Raw genomic sequence first — 20,782 nt, 5'->3', positions numbered from 1 at the left:
TAACAACTCCGCCATTCTGCTTCGTTCGTTTCCGTCTATCTCGTCGGTATGTGCTCATTATAGGGCAATTTCTTACACGTGCAAGCGCTTTTAACGCACATGAATCACGAGTGTTTTATTTTTATGCACCAAATTGGTTCAATTCCATACAATTCATTACATAAGTACATATTTTTAAAACAGAAATATAAATTAAATATTTCTGCTTTATTCTATGTCTAGTTTTTCACGACTGGTGCTTTAATCGTCACACTGGTGATTTTTACAGGGTTCACCGGCACATTTTGATGCATTCCATAGTTTCGGGTCGGTACTTTAGCAATCTGATCGACGATATCCATGCCTTTAATGACCTTACCAAATACCGCATAGCCGGCATTTCTAGCAGAACGATCCAGGAAATCATTATCGACCAGGTTCACAAAAAATTGTGCTCGGGCAGAATCTGGCTGATTGGTACGCGCCATGGCTAAAGTACCGCGTTTATTTTGCAGACCATTCGATGATTCGTTTTTAATGGGTGCTTTGGTATTGGCTTTTTCCTGCATGTTCACATCAAAGCCACCACCCTGCACCATAAAACCTGGAATGACGCGGTGAAAAATCGTATCCTTATAGAAGTTGCTCTTTACATAGCTTTCGAAGTTCTTTGCCGAGATTGGTGCTTTGTCATTGAAGAGTTCAATTTCAATATTTCCAGATGAAGTCTTCATCTCAATAATCGTATTTTCAGCAAAGCTTGGCAGACTGACCGCAGCAAGTGCGATGACACATAATGATTTCTTTAACATTTATTAACTCATCTACTTAGAAGTAATGGTTGTGAATGACTATATATTAATCTTTTATAACTCATAATGCAGTGACCTGCCGACTAAAGACAAGAGAATAAGAATGAAGCATGCATTATTACAGGAGCAAAATATCCACCAGTTTCCACCTTGGCATTTGCAGGGTGAGGGTTTTATTTTAAATTATTGGCTGACCCCAAGCTTTATTGAGCAAGCAAAACAGTTCCGTATTGCGCCTTCTCCGCTGGGTCGTATGGTCCAAGTCTTATTGGTGCGTTATCACGCTTCGCCGATTGGCCCTTATGATGAGTTACTGATTCTGGATCATCCTTTAATTAGTAAACGACGCCTCAGCTCAATTCCTAAAATTTATGTGTCTACCCATGAGTCTGTGGTATACGGTCAGCATTTATGGGGCATTCCCAAAGAACATGCGCAGTTTGAATGGCAGGAAAAGGATCAGGAAGTACTGTGTCAAATTCAGCATCAGAACCAGCATATGACGATTCGGCTGAAGAAAACCAAATCCGCACGCCAGTTCTATATTAATAGTCATCATATTCCAGCATCTATGCTGAAGATTCAGCAAGCCTGGAAAGGTCAGCGTTTTCAGTTTAGTCCACAGTTCCGCGGTCACCTCTCCAAACTCTCGCAAGTAGAATGGCAAAATGCCGAGAATATATTTCCAGATTTTTCCAAAGCCAAATTGCTGCAAAGCTTTTATGTCCCCAAATTCAATCTGATCTTTCCTGAAGCGCAGATCAGCAGCAAAGTATAAGAACTGATAAAAACCTATCTACAAAAAAGGTGTTTCATGAGAAACACCTTTTTACATTCAAGCCTTGGATTTAACTATTTTTGTCCCAAAATTTGCGGAAATTTTTGCTGATCTCAATCACATATTTTTTGGCACGGCGGGAGATCGGCGTCAGGTTAATAAAACCATGTGCCTGATCGGTATATTCATGATAATGAACACTCACGCCATTCTGACGTAGTTTATGTGCATAGATTGAACCTTCATCATGCAGGACATCATGACGTGCAGTAATCACATAACTTGGCGGCAAGTTTTGCAATTCACCATAGGTGGGTGAAATCAGCGGATCATCCAGTTCAATCTGATGGGTTTGGGCATACATTAAGGTCACCAGATCAATATCCTGTTCCGAAAGTACCAGTCCATCTTTATAGGCATAAAAAGAAGGATGGCGACTTTTAAAGTCGACCGCCGGATAAAGCAAAAGCTGTGCTCGTGCGGCATAAGATTTACCTGCACTGCGCTGTGCCACCACAGTAGCCAGATTTCCGCCCGCACTGTCCCCTGCTACGGCAATACGATTTTTATAGATTTTTAGTTGCTTACTATGCTGATGTGCCCAAGCCAAGGCATCTTCACAAACCTGTACCATCTGCAAGGGGCTAAATTCTGGCGTCAGCGGATAAGCCACGCTTAGCACCTGCACTTTGGCATGTACTGCCAGCAAGCGACAGAATTCATCATGGCTGTCCAGACCGCCCACCATAAATGCACCGCCATGATAAAAAATCACCATCGGCAACTTCTTTTGTGGAGCTGGATGATAATGCCGGGCAAAGATGCTGCCACTTTGCAAAGGCAGGCGCAGCTCTTCGATGACTTTGACAGTAGTTGGTTTAGCCGCGATCGCTTTCATGCGTGCATCAAACAATGTGCGCGAATGAGCCAGATCCTCACTGATAAAACTGCTATGCCCCTGTTTTATCTGGATGGCCATCAGGCATTTAACCAATGGATCTAAATCAGGATAAACATGAGGATAATCCAGAGCCTTAACTAATGCTTCCTGTGCAATGCCAGGTAAGCGGTCCAGCATACGCGCTGCCGTCCCTTGTCCCTTTTCCATCACACTTTTCAGAACCGGAGGATTCACAGTCATTATTTTTAGTCCTTATTCTCTTAATTCTTCATAGTTTCTACACGATTAGCGTTTCAGTGACCATATTCTTATATAAGTCTTAATATCAATGTACATATAGCTTCTACTCGATACGTTACCCTCATTTATAAAAGATGTCATTGACCGTTTAAAGGTTATTTTTGACGTACTTTTGCGAGCTTAAGTATATTTTTTATTACAAATCGGGAGGATGCCTATGGCTAGCAAAATTATAGCTCTGTCTTTGGCGACTGCATTTTTAGCTGTAGGCTGCGTCGCATTTCCTGAAGATGGTGGCTATTATGATGGCCGCTATGATCAGCGTTATGACCGTCGCTATGAACTGGACCGGCGTTATGAACAAGATCGTCGCTATGAGCGGCAACGTTGGGAATATGAACAGCAACGCAAACGCATTGAACTGGATCGACGTAAACAGGAATTACAACATCGCAATTGGGAGCAGGATCGTAAAAGACAGTTAGAGCTGGATCGACGTAAAAGCCAACTGGAACGACAGCGCCATGAACAGCAACGTAAAAATATCATGACGCAACGGCAAAAACAGACAGAGGCAGAACGTAAACGTCGTCAGGATCTGGAGCGTAAACGTGTAACAGATCAACGCAGTAAAAAAGTCCAGCAAAATCGTTCTAATCAACGCTGGAATGACAACCGACGTCATCAAGAACAACGTTCACGCGATCGTCGCGATTAAGACTTGAATCATTTTCTGTATTAAAAGCCCAGACTGGGCTTTTTAAATGGAAAAAGATAGCTGCCAGATAGACAAAGGCCCTAAAGAAAATTTCTTTAGGGCCTTTGCAGAGGGTTATGTTAAACGAACTTCCACTTTGCTTATGCTTCTCAGCAATTCAACCAGAACATCCTATTCTCTATATAAATTATCCTATCGAATCAACTTGCTCTCATGAAGCGGACATTCACTATCCAAGCTGTAAGTTTTATCTTACAAACCGCTAAAATAGAGACGACTGATTCCAACAAATTCAAAAAAGGTAAATTCTGGACAAAAAAAGGCTTATCTAGAGAACAGGATAAGCCACGAAAACACATTTCAAAATAAGAAGAAACTACAGCGATAGAATCTAGAATAAATATTAATCAAAAGTTCATCTATTGTGAAAGACTTTATTGCTTAGATATTAATCGTTTTTATGTCTAATAAATAAATAGGCAAAAAAAAGCTGAGTTTTGGGGATACTCAGCTTGAAAAAAGCAACTCTAAAATAGGGCAACAGCAACCCGGTTCGGCTCTCTCCTCTGAACAAGGTCGCTGTTAATAGAAGTATGATGCAATTTTTTTACCAATACTTAAAACGGATTAAAATTATTAATTTGATTCAAAAATACGATTATTCATTTTTTATATTTATTTTCAAATACTTAATTCTTAGATTTAGTCGCTAATTAAATCTATTCAGTTCAAAATTCGGATTCATCGCTGCTGATGTCCGTGTATTTTATTCTCATCCTATCCTGCTGTTGTGTTCTGAATAGCTTGTTCTGCTATCCGCTGGATTCAGTATTTTGTATAAATCTTAAATTTAATCTGGGTCGACGCTTGAATTTTTACACCCTGCCCCGATTTCTTTAGGTAATCAAGAACTTCACAACCATGGCAGTTCAGCATAAACGCAGTGAACACTGAGGCCTAAGGACTGTACATGTTTAAGAACCCATTTAAACGGAGTAAATCAATGGCGACTGAGCAAAACGAGCAAGCTCAACAACTTGAGCAAGAGCAAGCGGAACAAGATACAGCGCAAACTCAAGCTGAAACCGAGCAGGCTGAAGTTTCCGTTGAGTCTTTACAAGAGCAGATTGCGCAGCTTGAAGGTGATTTAAAGTTAGAAAAAGCCCGTACCGCCAATGCAGTTTATGAAGCACAAAAGAGTGTTGAACGTATTCAGCGTGAATCTGAAAAGCATAAAGATACAGTTCTGGAAAAGTTCTCTAAAGAGCTTCTAGAAACAGTCGACAATCTGGAACGTGCCATTGTGGCTGCAGGTGAAGAGCAAACACCATTGCGTGAAGGTGTTGAACTGACCCTTAAATCTTTATTGCATACCTTGGAGAAATTTGGGGTTGTGGCAGTGGATACCAACAACGGTTTCAATGCGGATCTGCATCAGGCAGTCGGGATTGATCCAAATGCCAAAGCAAATGAAATTGGGACTGTTTTGCAAAAAGGCTACACGCTTAACAGTCGCTTATTGCGTCCTGCCATGGTGATGGTCGGCGCTTAAGCCAAATAAATTCGGGAGTTTGTGAAATTTTTCAAAAATTTTACTTGAAAAAAATCGAACGGCTCTCATATCGGATAACAAGTGTAAATCACAAAAAAATTTTAGAGGAAACATCCAAATGGCTAAAATCATTGGTATTGACTTAGGTACTACAAACTCATGTGTTGCAGTACTTGAAGGCGACAAAGTTAAAGTAATCGAAAACGCTGAAGGCGCGCGTACCACTCCATCTATTATTGCCTATAAAGATGGCGAAATTCTGGTAGGTCAATCTGCAAAGCGTCAAGCAGTAACGAATCCGAAAAATACATTGTTCGCGATCAAACGTTTGATCGGTCGTCGTTATGAAGACCAAGCGGTACAAAAAGATATCGGTCTGGTTCCTTACAAAATCATCAAAGCAGACAACGGTGATGCTTGGGTTGATGTCAACGACAAAAAATTGGCGCCACAACAGGTTTCTGCTGAAATCTTGAAAAAGATGAAGAAAACTGCTGAAGATTACCTGGGCGAAACCGTAACTGAAGCTGTTATTACTGTTCCTGCTTACTTCAACGATGCACAACGTCAAGCAACTAAAGATGCAGGTAAAATTGCAGGTTTAGAAGTTAAACGTATCATCAACGAGCCAACTGCTGCGGCACTTGCGTTCGGTATGGACAAGAAAGAAGGCGACCGTAAAATCGCGGTTTACGACTTGGGTGGTGGTACTTTCGACGTTTCAATCATTGAAATTGCTGACCTTGATGGTGACCAGCAAATCGAAGTATTGTCGACTAACGGTGATACGTTCCTAGGTGGTGAAGACTTCGATAACGCGTTAATCGAGTTCCTGGTTGAAGAGTTCAAGAAAGAACAAAACTTTAACCTGAAACAAGATCCACTGGCGTTACAGCGTTTAAAAGAAGCTGCGGAGAAAGCGAAAATCGAGCTTTCTTCTTCAAATGCAACTGAAATCAACCTTCCATACATCACTGCTGATGCGACTGGTCCTAAACACTTAGTGATCAACGTAACACGTGCAAAACTTGAAGGTCTGGTTGCTGACCTGGTTGCGCGTACCATTGAACCTTGCCGTATTGCGCTTAAAGATGCAGGTCTTTCGACTTCTGACATCTCTGACGTGATCCTGGTAGGTGGTCAGTCTCGTATGCCAATGGTTCAACAAAAGGTTCAAGAGTTCTTCGGTAAAGAGCCACGTAAAGACGTAAACCCTGACGAAGCAGTAGCCATGGGTGCTGCGATTCAAGGTGCGGTACTTTCAGGTGACAAAACTGACGTACTTCTACTTGACGTAACTCCGTTGACACTTGGTATTGAAACCATGGGCGGCGTGTTGACTGCAATCATCGAGAAAAACACCACGATTCCTGCGAAGAAATCTCAAGTGTTCTCAACCGCTGCGGACAACCAGCCTGCTGTAGACATTTCAGTTTACCAAGGTGAACGTAAAATGGCGCAGCAAAACAAATTGTTGGGTAACTTCCAGTTAGGCGACATCCCACCTGCGCCACGTGGTGTGCCACAAATTGAAGTATCTTTCGACATCAATGCTGATGGTATCTTGAAAGTATCTGCGAAAGACAAGAGCACTGGTAAAGAGCAATCGATCCAGATTAAAGCAAACTCAGGTTTGTCTGATGCTGAAATCGAAGCAATGATCAAAGATGCTGAAGCGAATGCTGAAGAAGACCGTAAATTTGAAGAGCTTGCAAAAGCACGCAACGAAGCGGATGCTTTAGTTGCTTCTTCACAAAAAGCAGTGAAAGATCTTGGTGAACAAGTAACAGCTGACGAAAAAACTGCTGTTGAAACGGCGGTTTCTGAGCTTGAAGCTGCAACTAAAGAAAATGACGTTGAAGAAATCAAAGCGAAAACTGAAGCGCTGCAAAATATCATCATGCCAATTACACAACGTGCATATGAAGCTGCTCAAGGCCAAGGTGGTGCGCAAGGTTTTGACCCGAATGCATTCCAAGGCGGCGAAGGTCAATCTCAAAAAGCGGACGACGGCGTTGTAGATGCTGAGTTCACTGAAGTGAAAGATGACAAAAAATAATTTGTCGCTTTAACTGAAAAAACCGCGCGAAAGCGCGGTTTTTTTATGTCTCGACTTAAAAGAATAAAATAAAAATTACCAAAATTTGATCGTATTTTCAGGAAAAGCTGTTTAAGTTAAATCAAACATTAAAATACCCTGAACCCATGAAAACTCTGATTTTTCTGCCTTTACTTAATTGCTTGAGCCTGACGGCGTGTACCTTACCCGTTTCATCTTCCCCATCTCATATCACTTCGACTCAATCGACTCAAGCCATTGCCCAATTATTTGATCAGGCGCAAAGCTCTGGCGTTTTAGTGATTCAGCGTGGTCAACAGATACAGGTCTATGGCAATGATTTAAGCCGTGCAGATACCGAATATGTTCCCGCCTCTACTTTTAAAATGCTCAATGCCCTGATTGGCCTGCAACATGGCAAAGCCACAACCAATGAAATTTTTAAATGGGATGGTAAGAAACGTAGTTTTTCAGCCTGGGAAAAAGACATGACTCTCGGCCAAGCCATGCAAGCTTCTGCTGTACCCGTCTATCAGGAACTGGCGCGTCGTATTGGCCTTGAACTGATGCAACAGGAAGTACAACGCATCCAATTTGGTAATCAGCAGATTGGTCAACAGGTCGATAACTTCTGGTTGGTAGGCCCTTTGAAAGTTACTCCAAAACAGGAAGTCCAATTTGTTTCTGCGTTGGCCCGAGAGCAACTGGCCTTTGATCCTCAAGTCCAGCAACAAGTCAAAGCCATGTTATTTTTACAGGAGCGGAAAGCTTATCGACTATATGTCAAATCCGGTTGGGGCATGGATGTGGAACCGCAAGTCGGCTGGCTCACCGGCTGGGTTGAAACACCGCAGGCTGAAATCGTGGCATTTTCACTCAATATGCAGATGCAAAATGGTATAGATCCGGCAATCCGCCTTGAAATTTTGCAGCAGGCTTTGGCCGAATTAGGGCTTTATCCAAAAGCTGAAGGATGATGCAAATAAGCATGGGAAAGGCATTAAAATTAAGCTATATTTTTAAAAAATAGACATTTAAATAAAAAATATGCGTCTTCTGCTCTGTCTGCTCGTAGTGGGATTGATCATGTCTGCCTATCTACATATGCAGGCCCAAACCCATCCTCAACTGCGCTATAACTCGCTGGCTGATCGCTTGACGCATCCTTTCGATACACGCTTACGTTTCCGAATTGATCAGGTCGATTCAGGCTTTGGACTAAGTAAAGATCAAGTCATTCAACTGAGCAAGGAAGCGATCGAAATCTGGCATCAGGGAAGCAATCGTGATGATTTGATGGTCTATGATGAAAATGCCAGGCTGAGTATTCACCTGATCTATGATCAACGCCAGCAAGACTATGATGCCTTGAAGAAAGTCGAAAAACAGTTGCTGGCAGATGACGCCAAGTATCAACGTCAGGTCAAAAATCTGGAAGCATCCCATCAGCATCTGGAAAGTCAGCAGCAACGCCTGATCCAGCAAAGAGATCAGATGAATAGTGAATTTCAGGCCTTACAGCAACGACGCCGTCAGCCAAATTTATCTGCTTATGAACATGAGCAGATTGAATATGAGGTTTTGGCTTTACAGCGCAAATCGGAAAGTTTTCAACGGGAACTTCAGTACCTTCAGGAACAGCAAAGTTCCTTTAATATGAATGTTTCCATGCATCAACATGGTCTGCAAAACCATCAGCAGAATATCATTCAAGCCCAACAGCGTTTCCCTGCCCGCGAATTTCATAAAGGCGTGTTTATGGGTGATCAAATTCATGTCTATCAGTTTGATGCAGAAGATGATCTCCGTCTGACTCTGGCACATGAACTCGGACATGCCTTGGGGCTGTATCACCATAATGACCCGGAAGCACTGATGTATCCGGTGCTGGGTAAACAGAATCTGCAACACTTCCAGCTGCGACCTGCAGACAAGACCTTGCTTTATAACCGTTAAGTGATCAGCTTGAATTCCCTAATTAATTTAAGTGTATAAGTATTATAAAAAACACTCTATTCTGATTTCATGTTATTGTGATTGGCTACATTGTTCAGGCCATCTTTGGAGATTCGTGTGAGTTACTACCATATTTTAATTGAAGTAAATGACCACATTAGTACGATTGATGAAACCCGTGATATCGAGATCTTTGATATCGAGGACATCCAACCCTATCTTCATTCGATTTTGCTGCCTTATTTCAATGAACAACTGATTGAACTCGACGATGAAAATCTGGAATATAAAGATATTCTGCATCTGGAAATCAAACAGACCTTATTGCCGATCAATGACCTGATCGAAGAAGAACAGCGTCTGTTGCCAAGCGATACCGACATTACCATTAGCGCCTATGAAATTTTTAATAACCGCGAGTTGAGTCAGGATGTCACTACCGTGATCTTTGACCTGCTTGAAGCGGTAAAACTGGATAGCTAAACGTTCTTCCAGATATAAAAAAAGTCCTCATTGAGAGGACTTTTTTGTGCATGGATTTAGATCGAGAATGAAGATCCACAACCACAGGTCGTAGTTGCATTCGGGTTTTGTACCACGAAACGTGAACCTTCCAGACCTTCTAAATAATCTACTACCGAACCAACCAGATACTGATAACTCAGTGAATCGACCAGGACTTTAACATCGCCATTGGCGAATTCTGCATCATCTTCATTCTGGCTTTCTGCAAAGTTAAAGCCATAAGAGAAACCTGAACAGCCGCCACCGGTCACATAGACACGGAGCATTAAGTCTTGGTTACCTTCACTGTCACGCAACTGGCGTACTTTATTTGCGGCATTGTCGGTGAGCACAAGCGCTTGGGCATTCATGGCGGATTCCTCTGTTGAATGGAATGTCTTTAAAAAGAAAAGACCATATTTAAGTATAGCACACTCAATATATGGTCAGTCTCTACAGATTAAAAGTCAAATCAGAGTAATTTTATCAGGATTATTTGTAGTTCTCATCCTGTAAGGCACATTCAAAATTTGTCGGATTCTGTTTGCAGCGGAATTGCCACAGCAATTTCATCATGCGTTTGTCATAAACGCCGCGTTTGGTCAGGTCAATTCGGGAATCCCGCATCATTTTCTGATAACCTGGTTTATCTGCCGCAGGAATATCCATCCAGTATTTCGATGGAATATCTACTTTCATTTTACCCAAAATACCAAAGGCACGTGGTAACTGGCTCTTGACCCATTCACGTGATTTTTGCCCGTATCCTGCCGGGAATTTATCTGGACGGATAATGATATTGCCTGTGACCTGCAATACCGGATAATTCACAATCGCACCTTTGTTACCCAAACCTTTATGTAATTCTAAAGGCTTAAATGCTGCAGCTGGTGCACCGATAATATCCACCTGACCATTGTTAAACATACTGGCAAAATTGCTGATTTCGGCACTCACTGCTTGTGCACCAACCTGCTGTACCATGATTTTTTGTGCTTCGTCATGGCTTAGTACCGCAATTTTCTTGCCGGCTGCTTTGGCAACGGTATTAATACTGCGGTCGTTCACTAACAGAAAAGCATCACCTACCGGAATCACTCCAACAATTTCATATTTACCTTGCAGCATTTGTTTGGCGAAGGTGGGACTGGCCAGGCCCTGCATGACTTTAACCGCCAGATTCAGATCGGTGATAGCCCCGATTGCATCCAGCGATCCGGTAAACTTGTTAAATTGACGGCCACGCATACCAGTGACACTGATCCCGTCACATTTTCCGGCTTTAAAATCTTCTGCGACCACGGCTTCATTGGTATTCACCCGCAATTCGATATCTGCCCCCCAGTTTTTGGCCGCCAACTGATAGTCTTTCATCACACTATAGACATCACCGTTTTTACCGACCAGATCAAATACGCAAATCACCTGTTTGGCTTGCGCCAGACCTGAAACAGCCAGTGTCGCTGTAGCCAATGCCAGTACTTTCCATCCTCTATGCATCATCCTCATTTCCTTATCGCTTGTTTTTGTTATTGAAGTTTTAGTCACATGTGATTGTTTTTTATATGAAACATTCGAATTTAATATTTAGATTAAGCTTAAGCTATTTTATTCGCTGCACAATGGCAGATCTGACCTGGTTCAGCCATAAAAAAAGCCTAGATCACTCTAAGCTTTTTGCTTTAAAAATCAGATTATTCGCCAGCCATTGAACATTCAAAGTTGGCCTTATCGACAGAACAACGGGCACGTTTTAAGACCGACATCATGCTGGCATCATAGATTCCACGTTTGGTCATGTCCATCCGGCCATCACGTAACATTTTCTGATACTTGGTTTTATCTTCAACGTTCAGGTTCATTTTATATTTCGACGGAATACCGGCTTCCAGACGTTTGATCATGGCCATGCTCTTTGGCAGGTTTTTGATAAACCAGTCACGCGATTTCTGTCCAAAACCTGCGGGGAACTTTTCCGGACGAATCACAAAATCAGAAGTCACATGCAGTACCGGGAAATTAAACATTGCGCCGTTATTACCCAGACCTTTATAGATTTCTAATGGCTTGTAGGCATAAGCAGGCGCACCGACCATATCCACCTGACCATTATTAAATTTGGCGACAAAGTTGGAAACATCGGAGATCACTGCCTGCGCACCGACGCGCTGAACCATAATTTTCTGGGCATCGTCATAGCCGAGTACGGCGAATTTCTTCCCTGCGGCTTTTTCAATCGAATTGATATTCTTATCACGCACGAAAATAAATGCCGAACCCAGCGGGGAAATACCGGCAATTTCATATTTTTTGCTGCCCATATTACTGACCATTTTCGCTGCATTACGTTTGTCGAGAGCAAAACTGATCGCACGCTGGGCAATGGCATTACTTGGTGCACCACCCAGTGCATCAATAGAACCGGCAAATTTATTGTATTGACGGGCACGCATGGCGGTCATAAACACGCCATCACATTTACCGGCCTTGAAGTCATTGTCGGCAACCGCTTCATCCTGACGGGCAATCAGATTAATTTCTGCGCCCCAGCCTTTTGCAGCCAGTGCCCATTCTTGCGCCATCTGGAAAGACTCACCGGATTTACCAAGTAAGTCAAACACACAGATATCGACTTTTTCTGCATGCGCCGTACTTGCAAAACCAAATGCAGAGAATGCAGCCAATGATAAGAGTGTTTTTTTCATTGTAGTTATCCTTTGAAATCTTGTTATTCGCTGAGTGTCCGTACACGGGACAAATATTAAGCAAGTTTAATTAAAAAAAATAGAGCATTTACTCCATTTAAAACCGGCATTTTGGCCTATAAAGATAAATCAGCAATAATTGCCTAAGTTATTTTTAAATATATATTTAAATATCAATATCTTAATATTTAAAACTGCTTTCTTATAATTACATTTACCCAGATATAGTTACAAAGATATACATGATTTCAGATTTATTCGCCACCAATCGAACATTCAAAATTGGTTCTTTCTACCGTACAACGCGCGCGTTTCAATACGTTCATCATGCCCTGATCATAAATCCCCTGTTTGGTTAAATCGATCCGCCCATCACGCAGAATCTTTTGGTAGGCCACACGATCTTCACGGCTTAGATTCAGAATATATTTGCTTGGAATCTCAGCTTCCATGCGCTTGACCATGGCAAAGCTGCGCGGTAACTGTTTCACAAACCAGTTTCGGGATTGTGCGGCAAAGCTTGCCGGGAACTTTTCCTGACGAATAATCAGATCAGCAGTGACATTAATCACCGGAAAATTAATCATTGCGCCTTGACGGCCTAGTCCTTTCTGTAATTCTAGCGGTTTAAATGCATAAGCCGGTGCAGCGACAATATCCACTTCGCCCTGATTAAACTTGCGAATAAAATTGGAAATTTCCGACATGACCGGTACTGCTTCAATCCGGTCGACCATGATTTTTTGCGCATAGTCATAATGCAGCACGGCAAATTTCTTGCCTTTGACCTGTTCCAGTTTATTTAGAGTACGATCACGAACAAAAATATAGGCTGGGCCAATCTGACCAATACCCGCCACTTCGAATTTTTCTTTGCCAATCTGGGTGATCAGGCGTTTGCTATTGCGTTTATCCAGTACATAGCTGATGGCTTTCATGGCAATGTCATTATTCGGCACGCCGCCAATTGCATCAATCGATCCAGCAAATTTGTTATAAGCCCGGGCACGCATTGAGGTCATATAGAAGGCATCACATTTTCCGGCTTTGACGTCCTGATCGACCTTGGCTTCATCCTGATAAGCGCTTAGCTGAATTTCGGCACCCCAGCCTTTTGCTGCCAGCGCCCATTCCTCCAGCAGCTTATAAGATTCACCAGATTTTCCCAGCAAATCAAAAACACAGACATTCACTCTGGCTTGAGTTGAAGTCGACACCAAAAGACCCAGTGCCGACAAAATTAAACATCCCTTTTTCATTTTTATTTGACTCTATGGTATTTTTTACTCGATCAGCCTGAACTATAAACCACTGTTCATGCATAAAATAGAGCTTTTACTCAACTTATGCGTCTATCCCAAATCAATTGACAGAGATGAAAACTGATTCATTTCAGCAAAATCGGTAAGATTTTTCATTTTCACAGGGCTTTCCTTTAGAATAGGCGCATCTTATTTCTTAGCTTTGATTTCTCAATGATTCAGTTAGACCAGTTATCTATACGTCGCGGTGGACGTGTTTTATTTCAAAAAGCGTCGATGCAGTTACACCCAGGATGGAAAATTGGCCTAACCGGTGTCAATGGTGCTGGAAAATCAACCCTGTTTTCAGCCTTGCTGGGCGGCATGGAATCGGACACCGGTTCGCTGACCCGACCTGCGGTATGGACCGTGGCGCATATGGCTCAGGAAATCAAAGCACTGAATATGAAAGCCATTGATTTCGTATTGTCGGGCGATGAAGAATACTGGGATATTCAGCAAAAACTCGATCAGCCGGATCAACTGGATGATGCAGAACTGGCACATTTATATGGCCGTTTTGATGAAATTTCAGGTTATTCGGCTCCTGCCAAAGCCTCGCAGCTGATGGCGGGTCTGGGCTTCTTTGAACATCAATCACAGCTGGATGTTTCAAGTTTTTCCGGTGGCTGGCGTATGCGTCTGAATCTGGCGCGTACCTTGATGAGCCGTTCAGATTTACTACTCCTCGATGAACCGACCAACCATCTGGACCTGGATGCGATTCTCTGGCTAGAAGACTGGCTCAAGGCTTATGAAGGTACGCTGGTGCTGATTTCGCATGACCGGGATTTCCTCGATGCGATTACCGATCACATTTTACATATCGAAAATCAGGAACTGATTTTATATACCGGCAACTACTCGACTTTCGAGCGTACCCGTAGTGAACGTCTGGCACAGCAGCAACAGGCGTATGAAAAGCAGCTGGAAACCCGCGCGCATCTGCAAAAATATATTGACCGTTTTAAAGCGCAAGCGACCAAAGCCAAACAGGCACAGAGCCGGATCAAACAGCTGGAACGAATGCAGGAACTATCTGCAGCCCATGTCGATACGCCATTTACCTTCAGTTTCCGTGAACCGACCAAAATGAGTTCGCCGTTATTGCAACTGGAACATGCCGATATTGGTTATGGCGACAAGCTGATTGTCACCAATGTAAATTTACAGATCACGCCAAACAGCCGGATCGGTTTGCTTGGGATGAATGGTGCCGGTAAATCCACGCTGATTAAATCGCTGGTCGGTGACCTGAAACTGATTCAGGGTCTGCGGAAAGATTCAGAATTACTGAATATTGGTTATTTTGCCCAGCATCAAATGGATGCACTGGATGGTAATGCCAGCCCAATGTTACAGCTGGCACGTATCGCAGATAAAAAAATCAGTGAAGCCAGTCTACGCTCCTTCTTGGGTAGTTTCGGTTTTAGTGGCGAACGTATGGATACGCCAAGCGAAAGCTTCTCAGGCGGTGAACGTGCACGTTTGGCCCTAGCACTGATTGTTTGGCAGCGTCCGAATGTACTGATTCTGGATGAGCCGACCAACCATTTAGACCTGGATATGCGTCATGCACTGACTATGGCTTTACAAGATTTTCAGGGCGCGGTAGTTCTAGTTTCGCATGAACGTCAGCTCATCGCCAGCGTCTGTGATGAACTGCTACTGGTACATAATGGTCAATGCCGTGAGTTTGATGGTGATCTTACTGCCTATGCTGACTGGTTACGCCAAGCCCGTATTGAGATGATTAAAAATGGGCAAAAGCCAGCAGAACCGGTGAAATCCCAAGTCGAAGTCAAACCGACTATTTCCAAACTGGACAAGGAAGCACAACGTAAGGAAGCTGCTCGCCAGCGGGAACTAAGTCGTCCGATTCGCAAGAATATTGAAAAATGCGAAGCACAGATGGCCAAACTACAGCCGCGACTGATTGAAATTGAAAACCTGCTGGGTGACAGTGCTTTATACGAAGCATCACGTAAAAATGATTTGCTGAAACTGATGAATGAGCAAACCGAGCTAAAAGCCAAACTGGAAACAGCCGAAGAGCAAATGCTAGAACTGATGATGGAACTGGAAAGTCTGGAACAGACGTTCTAAAGCTCTTTTAGTAAGATTTAAGATAAGAGATGAATGACCAACGTTGTTCATCTCTTTTTTATTCACTATTTTTAATGTTTTCTCTTCCATTTTCCCCCCTGTATTTTTTCATCTACGTCTAGATGTTTCTTTAATTCTGTTTTTTTCTATTCATTCGACACATAAGGTCATGAATTACACAAACCCTATATAAGTTTATTTTTTAAACAGTTGGATGCCTTATTTCATACATTAATTTACAGCGTGCTGTTTCATCCTAAGGCTCTAATACAAGTGTTTTTTAATTTTTGGCAGCCTTGCTACGAGTCTGTTTAATGTTGAACTAGAGAGAGGAAATCCGCATGCGTGCTCTTACCTATCATGGTGCTCGGGATGTACGAGTTGAATCCGTTCCAGATCCAGTGATTCAGGAACCAGATGACGTTATTTTAAGGGTGACAGCCACCGCCATCTGTGGCTCAGATCTGCATTTATACCGGGGGAAAATTCCGGCCACTGAAGACGGTGATATTTTCGGCCATGAATTTATGGGAATTGTAGAAGAAGTCGGCCCAGAAGTAACCGAAGTCAAAAAAGGTGACCGGGTGATTATTCCCTTTGTGATTGCATGCGGTCACTGTTTTTTCTGTGAACATGAACTCATGGCTGCCTGTGAAAATACCAATACCGGTCGTGGTGCAATTCTCAACAAAAAACAGATCCCACCAGGGGCAGCTTTATTTGGCTTTAGCCATCTGTATGGTGGTATACCGGGTGGTCAGGCTGAATATGTACGGATCCCCAAAGGCAATGTCGGACCATTTAAAGTACCAGGTTCCCTGCCTGATGAAAAAGTATTATTCCTGACCGATATTGTGCCAACCGCGTGGCAAGCAGTAAACAATGCCCAAGTTGGTCGAGGTTCCAGTGTGGCGATTTATGGTGCCGGTCCGGTCGGTCTGCTGGCTGCTGCCTGCGCGCGGATGCTCGGTGCCGAGCAGATCTTTATGGTCGATCACCATCCTTACCGTCTGCGTTTCGCACATCAAACCTATGGGGTAATTCCTGTCAATTTTGATGAAGTCGATGCTGCTGAATTTATCATTCAAAACACCACAGGTTATCGTGGAGTCGATGCCGTCATTGATGCGGTCGGTTTTGAAGCCAAAGGCAGCATGCTGGAAACCGTAATGACCAACCTGAAATTAGAAGGTTCGAGTGGTTCAGCGCTAAGACAATGTATTGCAGCGGTCCGCCGCGGCGGTGTAGTGAGTGTACCTGGAGTTTATGCTGGTCCAATTCACGGCTTCCTGTTTGGTGATGCCTTTGACAAAGGTTTAACCTTTAAAATGGGACAAACCCATGTGCATAACTACTTGCCGCAGTTGCTAGAACATATTGAAAATGGAGATCTGTCTCCAGATCTGATTATTACCCATCGCATGAAACTGGAAGATGCTGCGGAAGGTTACCGTATTTTTGATAAAAAGGAAGAAGACTGCCGTAAAGTCATTTTAACACCATAAATATGATTAAAAAAAAGCGCCGTCAGGCGCTTTTTTATTTTTCATCGTCATTTTATCAATCCTCTTTTTCTTGTTCCTAATCAATATCATTTCAGCGATTCCCTCCCTCTTTTCTATCGAGTAATAAAAGAAGTGCCCGATTTTCAATAATGAAATCAAAAAATAAGCCATAAGAGAGAAAAAGAAAAAGTTAAGCGAAAATCGATAAAAGTATGATTCTGAAATAAAAATGAAAGTTCACTTGATTATTAAATCAATTATGTAGTTTAACTACACCTTTATTTTTAATTAAAAATATGTTCCACGCCAATGATTAGATAAACTACACCATATTTATAAGTATTTAATTTATAATAATTTTTTTATTTTAAAACCAATCCAAGGAATCGTCTGGTCATACTAGCGATATCTCGCCAAATCCCTTTTAAATTTAAAATGCCATTTTAAATTTAAAAACACTTACCCACAAGACAAGAGAGTTTAAATTTGGATTTAAAATGAAGAATTAATACATGGATTAAAGTTTGTGGAAAAATATTATCTTATTCACATAAAAATTATGGATAACTTCAGAGTTATCCACATATTTGATCAGAATTACTACACACTTAAAGCAATATCACTCACGTATTCTTTAATTTATTACACCAAATTTTTTATAAGTGATTGAGAACTTAGTTTTTCTACATGGGGGAGTATTTATTATTTTCAGCCAAATCCAAACTGAATATTTGATCAGTTTTATTGCATTTATATTCCTCTAATGCCACTTTGACCTATGCAGTTTTCACCCAGCATTCTGGACTGCATATATACTCTTCATCGTATAAAGAGCGTCCTTCTACCTCTCTTTCCTGTTCAAATATTATTCTTCAAAGAATCAATCCTGATTGTCGTTATAACGACAGATTCACTCCATATTTCAGGTATTCTCCTGAGCTGATGATGTATACATAAACCCTTCCTTAGAGTCGATCCAGCTTATTCAACTTGGCTTTTAAAAACTAAAATGAACCTGTTCTATATCCAAAAATCTGTCCAAAATTACTTTATTTTGCCTAGCTCACAGGATATGAGTAAAAAAATTGGTCTAAAAAAAGCGCCTCGAAAGGCGCTTTTTTATATCTGATTTTATCCTGAAGGGTTATGCATCAATATCTGCATTCAAGGCATTTTCTTCAATGAAAGCACGACGTGGTTCTACGTCATCGCCCATCAAGCAAGAGAACATACGATCCGCTTCAATCGCATCGGTAACTGTCACTTGCAGCATGTTACGGTTGTCTGGATCCATGGTGGTTTCCCATAACTGTTCCGCATTCATCTCGCCCAGACCTTTATAGCGCTGGATCATCATGCCACGACGTGAGTCCTGCAAGATATGTTGCCAAACCTGATGGAAATTGCTGACCTGAATCTTGCGATCGCCTTTTTGCAAATATGCACCATCTTCAAGCAGACTAAACCAGCTCTTTGAATTCTTTAATAAACGTGCATATTCACTTGAACCTAACAGTACTGAGTCTAACAGGTAGCTATGTGGCAAGTTATGTACATAGATCGTGATACGTGGCAACCAGCTTGCAGTTTTTTGACCATCTGCCAGTTCTTTTTCAAAACGCTCCAGGGTCAATTCTGGACGTAATGTTGGCTGAATGGCTTCAATCGCTGCACGCAGATTCTCACCCCATATTTCCACATAGGTTTTGTCTTCCAGCTGATCCAGCTTAAAACCTTCCAGTGAAAGTAGTGCATCAAGCAGACTCGCAGGATAACGCTGGGTCAAACGTGCCAAGCTCTTCTGGGAAGTCTGATAATCAGCAATCACATTCGCCAGTGCTTCACCACGAATCGCAGGCGCTTCTGCACTGATATGCAGTTCCAGCTCATCAATCGCATTCGAAATTAGGTAAGTTTCCAGTGCATCATTGTCCTTGATGTACTGTTCCTGCTTACCTTTTTTCAGCTTATATAATGGTGGCTGTGCGATATAAATATGACCACGTTCCACAAGTTCCGGCATTTGACGGAAGAAGAACGTCAACAGTAAGGTACGGATATGCGAACCATCCACGTCAGCATCGGTCATGATAATGATTTTGTGATAACGCAGTTTGTCCGGATTATATTCTTCACGACCAATACCACAGCCCAATGCGGTAATCAGCGTACCGACTTCAGCAGAGGAAATCATGCGGTCAAAACGGGCACGTTCCACGTTCAGGATCTTACCTTTCAGCGGTAAAATCGCCTGCATTTTACGGTTACGACCTTGCTTGGCCGAACCACCTGCAGAGTCACCCTCGACCAGGTACAGTTCAGACAAAGCTGGATCTTTTTCCTGACAATCAGCCAGTTTACCTGGAAGACCGGCAATATCCAGCGCACTCTTACGGCGTGTCATTTCGCGTGCTTTACGCGCTGCATCACGCGCACGTGCTGCATCAATGATCTTGCCGGCAATGGCCTTGGCTGCTTGTGGATTTTCCAATAAATATTCAGAAAATGCCTTGTTCATGGCCTGTTCGACAGCGGTTTTTACTTCACTCGATACCAGTTTTTCTTTAGTCTGTGAAGAGAATTTCGGATCAGGTACTTTGACTGACACGATGGCAGTCAGGCCTTCACGCGCATCATCACCCGATACCGCTACTTTTTCCTTTTTCAGGATATTTTCGCTGTCCATGTAGTTATTTAAACCACGGGTCAACGCAGCACGGAAACCGGCCAGATGCGTACCACCATCCTTTTGCGGGATGTTATTGGTAAAGCAACGTACATTTTCCTGATAAGAATCATTCCACTGTAATGCGACTTCTACCGTAATACCGTTGTCGGCCTGTGCAGCAGTGAAATGAAAAATATCATTCAGGTGAGTTTTGCCTTCGTTAATGTATTTAACGAACTCAGATAAACCACCTTCGTAGTCATAGACATTCTCAAGATTGACGCGTTCATCACGCAGGACAATACGTACACCCGCGTTTAAGAATGACAATTCACGTAAACGACGCGCTAAAATATCAACATTGAAAATGGTTTGACTAAAGGTTTCAGCACTTGGGTAGAAACGTACTGTTGTACCCGATTTATCAGTTGTACCTGTTTCACGTAATTTATAAACAGGATCACCATGACGGTATTCCTGTTCATAAGTTTTGCCCGCACGGCTAATATTTAATAGCAGTTTTTCAGACAGCGCATTGACCACCGAAACACCAACGCCATGCAGACCGCCAGAGACTTTATAACTGTTGTCGTCGAACTTACCACCGGCATGCAGAATGGTTAAAATTACTTCTGCTGCAGACACGCCTTCTTCAGGGTGAATGTCGGTCGGAATACCACGACCATTATCAGAAACTGAAACCGATTCATCTTCATGGATCGTCACTATAATTTCATCACAGTGGCCTGCCAAGGCTTCATCAATCGAGTTGTCGACTACTTCAAACACCATGTGGTGCAGGCCTGTACCATCGTCTGTATCACCAATGTACATGCCCGGACGCTTACGGACTGCGTCTAAACCACGTAATACCTTGATGCTAGAGGAATCATAAGCCTTTTCAATGGTTTGTTCTGTTTGAGAAGCAGCTTGATCTTCTGAACTCATGGTTTCTCCCTAGTGAAAAATAGGTCTATCCAAAGATGGGTAAAACTCAA

General features: G+C 42.5%; 16 protein-coding genes. 9 read left to right on the top strand and 7 right to left on the bottom strand.

Going from position 1 to position 20,782, the window contains the following annotated elements; all coding sequences use genetic code 11:
• Positions 1–218: 218 nt before the first annotated feature.
• Positions 219–791, bottom strand: coding sequence for a peptidylprolyl isomerase (locus tag Q9R21_RS12780; protein WP_114541702.1), 573 nt, complete (start codon positions 789–791; stop codon positions 219–221).
• A 103-nt stretch (positions 792–894) separates the two neighbouring features.
• On the opposite strand from Q9R21_RS12780, the gene Q9R21_RS12775 reads away from it, so the two are divergent.
• A complete protein-coding gene (locus Q9R21_RS12775; RefSeq protein WP_311204629.1) occupies positions 895–1,569 on the top strand; it encodes an acetoacetate decarboxylase family protein in 675 nt (224 codons plus the stop codon).
• Between the two features lie 70 nt (positions 1,570–1,639).
• Here the strand turns inward: Q9R21_RS12775 and Q9R21_RS12770 are convergent, their stop codons facing one another.
• Entirely contained in the window at positions 1,640–2,710 is a 1,071-nt protein-coding gene (locus Q9R21_RS12770) for an alpha/beta hydrolase (RefSeq protein WP_004728955.1), read from the bottom strand.
• A 217-nt stretch (positions 2,711–2,927) separates the two neighbouring features.
• On the opposite strand from Q9R21_RS12770, the gene Q9R21_RS12765 reads away from it, so the two are divergent.
• From Q9R21_RS12765 to Q9R21_RS12740, 6 genes are all read left to right on the top strand, one after another.
• Positions 2,928–3,428, top strand: coding sequence for a hypothetical protein (locus tag Q9R21_RS12765; RefSeq protein WP_311204628.1), 501 nt, complete (start codon positions 2,928–2,930; stop codon positions 3,426–3,428).
• 1,003 nt (positions 3,429–4,431) lie between these two features.
• Positions 4,432–4,980 (top strand): nucleotide exchange factor GrpE, encoded by a 549-nt coding sequence (grpE, locus tag Q9R21_RS12760; protein WP_004647116.1) that lies wholly within the window; start codon positions 4,432–4,434, stop codon positions 4,978–4,980.
• Positions 4,981–5,098: 118 nt separating this feature from the next.
• Entirely contained in the window at positions 5,099–7,039 is a 1,941-nt protein-coding gene (dnaK, locus tag Q9R21_RS12755) for a molecular chaperone DnaK (protein WP_004647118.1), read from the top strand.
• A 146-nt stretch (positions 7,040–7,185) separates the two neighbouring features.
• Positions 7,186–8,016, top strand: coding sequence for an OXA-134 family carbapenem-hydrolyzing class D beta-lactamase (blaOXA, locus tag Q9R21_RS12750; protein ID WP_311204627.1), 831 nt, complete (start codon positions 7,186–7,188; stop codon positions 8,014–8,016).
• A 70-nt stretch (positions 8,017–8,086) separates the two neighbouring features.
• Entirely contained in the window at positions 8,087–8,995 is a 909-nt protein-coding gene (locus Q9R21_RS12745) for a matrixin family metalloprotease (protein WP_005094835.1), read from the top strand.
• A gap of 105 nt (positions 8,996–9,100) precedes the next feature.
• A complete protein-coding gene (locus Q9R21_RS12740; RefSeq protein WP_016806936.1) occupies positions 9,101–9,478 on the top strand; it encodes a hypothetical protein in 378 nt (125 codons plus the stop codon).
• 56 nt (positions 9,479–9,534) lie between these two features.
• Here the strand turns inward: Q9R21_RS12740 and erpA are convergent, their stop codons facing one another.
• From erpA to Q9R21_RS12720, 4 genes are all read right to left on the bottom strand, one after another.
• Positions 9,535–9,870 (bottom strand): iron-sulfur cluster insertion protein ErpA, encoded by a 336-nt coding sequence (gene erpA, locus Q9R21_RS12735; protein ID WP_004281944.1) that lies wholly within the window; start codon positions 9,868–9,870, stop codon positions 9,535–9,537.
• Between the two features lie 121 nt (positions 9,871–9,991).
• The gene (locus tag Q9R21_RS12730; RefSeq protein ID WP_180039056.1) at positions 9,992–10,999 is read right to left on the bottom strand and encodes a putative solute-binding protein; all 1,008 of its coding nucleotides are present in this window, start codon (positions 10,997–10,999) and stop codon (positions 9,992–9,994) included.
• 194 nt (positions 11,000–11,193) lie between these two features.
• Positions 11,194–12,204 (bottom strand): putative solute-binding protein, encoded by a 1,011-nt coding sequence (locus tag Q9R21_RS12725; RefSeq protein ID WP_311204626.1) that lies wholly within the window; start codon positions 12,202–12,204, stop codon positions 11,194–11,196.
• Between the two features lie 254 nt (positions 12,205–12,458).
• Complete coding sequence (locus tag Q9R21_RS12720; RefSeq protein WP_311204625.1) at positions 12,459–13,463, bottom strand: putative solute-binding protein; 1,005 nt, start codon at positions 13,461–13,463, stop codon at positions 12,459–12,461.
• Positions 13,464–13,679: 216 nt separating this feature from the next.
• On the opposite strand from Q9R21_RS12720, the gene Q9R21_RS12715 reads away from it, so the two are divergent.
• Together Q9R21_RS12715 and Q9R21_RS12710 are read left to right on the top strand one after the other, a co-directional pair.
• The gene (locus tag Q9R21_RS12715) at positions 13,680–15,611 is read left to right on the top strand and encodes an ATP-binding cassette domain-containing protein (protein ID WP_004281940.1); all 1,932 of its coding nucleotides are present in this window, start codon (positions 13,680–13,682) and stop codon (positions 15,609–15,611) included.
• Between the two features lie 341 nt (positions 15,612–15,952).
• On the top strand, positions 15,953–17,116 hold the full coding sequence (locus tag Q9R21_RS12710; RefSeq protein ID WP_311204624.1) for a zinc-dependent alcohol dehydrogenase: 1,164 nt from the start codon (positions 15,953–15,955) through the stop codon (positions 17,114–17,116).
• 1,144 nt (positions 17,117–18,260) lie between these two features.
• Here Q9R21_RS12710 and gyrB read toward each other — a convergent pair.
• Positions 18,261–20,732 (bottom strand): DNA topoisomerase (ATP-hydrolyzing) subunit B, encoded by a 2,472-nt coding sequence (gene gyrB / locus Q9R21_RS12705; protein ID WP_191112706.1) that lies wholly within the window; start codon positions 20,730–20,732, stop codon positions 18,261–18,263.
• Positions 20,733–20,782: the final 50 nt, after the last annotated feature.

This window comes from Acinetobacter sp. RG5 (assembly GCF_031844265.1).
Lineage (GTDB): Bacteria > Pseudomonadota > Gammaproteobacteria > Pseudomonadales > Moraxellaceae > Acinetobacter.
The sequence above is the reverse complement of the archived record's forward strand: the minus strand, read 5'-3'. Positions and strand labels throughout refer to the sequence as shown.

What these genes read in the sequence shown, in the direction of transcription:
- Q9R21_RS12780 (WP_114541702.1), bottom strand. Translation starts at nt 791, where the DNA reads ATGTTAAAGAAATCATTATGTGTCATCGCACTTGCTGCGGTCAGTCTG.
- Q9R21_RS12775 (WP_311204629.1), top strand. Translation starts at nt 895, where the DNA reads ATGAAGCATGCATTATTACAGGAGCAAAATATCCACCAGTTTCCACCT.
- Q9R21_RS12770 (WP_004728955.1), bottom strand. Translation starts at nt 2,710, where the DNA reads ATGACTGTGAATCCTCCGGTTCTGAAAAGTGTGATGGAAAAGGGACAA.
- Q9R21_RS12765 (WP_311204628.1), top strand. Translation starts at nt 2,928, where the DNA reads ATGGCTAGCAAAATTATAGCTCTGTCTTTGGCGACTGCATTTTTAGCT.
- grpE (WP_004647116.1), top strand. Translation starts at nt 4,432, where the DNA reads ATGGCGACTGAGCAAAACGAGCAAGCTCAACAACTTGAGCAAGAGCAA.
- dnaK (WP_004647118.1), top strand. Translation starts at nt 5,099, where the DNA reads ATGGCTAAAATCATTGGTATTGACTTAGGTACTACAAACTCATGTGTT.
- blaOXA (WP_311204627.1), top strand. Translation starts at nt 7,186, where the DNA reads ATGAAAACTCTGATTTTTCTGCCTTTACTTAATTGCTTGAGCCTGACG.
- Q9R21_RS12745 (WP_005094835.1), top strand. Translation starts at nt 8,087, where the DNA reads ATGCGTCTTCTGCTCTGTCTGCTCGTAGTGGGATTGATCATGTCTGCC.
- erpA (WP_004281944.1), bottom strand. Translation starts at nt 9,870, where the DNA reads ATGAATGCCCAAGCGCTTGTGCTCACCGACAATGCCGCAAATAAAGTA.
- Q9R21_RS12730 (WP_180039056.1), bottom strand. Translation starts at nt 10,999, where the DNA reads ATGCATAGAGGATGGAAAGTACTGGCATTGGCTACAGCGACACTGGCT.
- Q9R21_RS12725 (WP_311204626.1), bottom strand. Translation starts at nt 12,204, where the DNA reads ATGAAAAAAACACTCTTATCATTGGCTGCATTCTCTGCATTTGGTTTT.
- Q9R21_RS12720 (WP_311204625.1), bottom strand. Translation starts at nt 13,463, where the DNA reads ATGAAAAAGGGATGTTTAATTTTGTCGGCACTGGGTCTTTTGGTGTCG.
- Q9R21_RS12715 (WP_004281940.1), top strand. Translation starts at nt 13,680, where the DNA reads ATGATTCAGTTAGACCAGTTATCTATACGTCGCGGTGGACGTGTTTTA.
- Q9R21_RS12710 (WP_311204624.1), top strand. Translation starts at nt 15,953, where the DNA reads ATGCGTGCTCTTACCTATCATGGTGCTCGGGATGTACGAGTTGAATCC.
- gyrB (WP_191112706.1), bottom strand. Translation starts at nt 20,732, where the DNA reads ATGAGTTCAGAAGATCAAGCTGCTTCTCAAACAGAACAAACCATTGAA.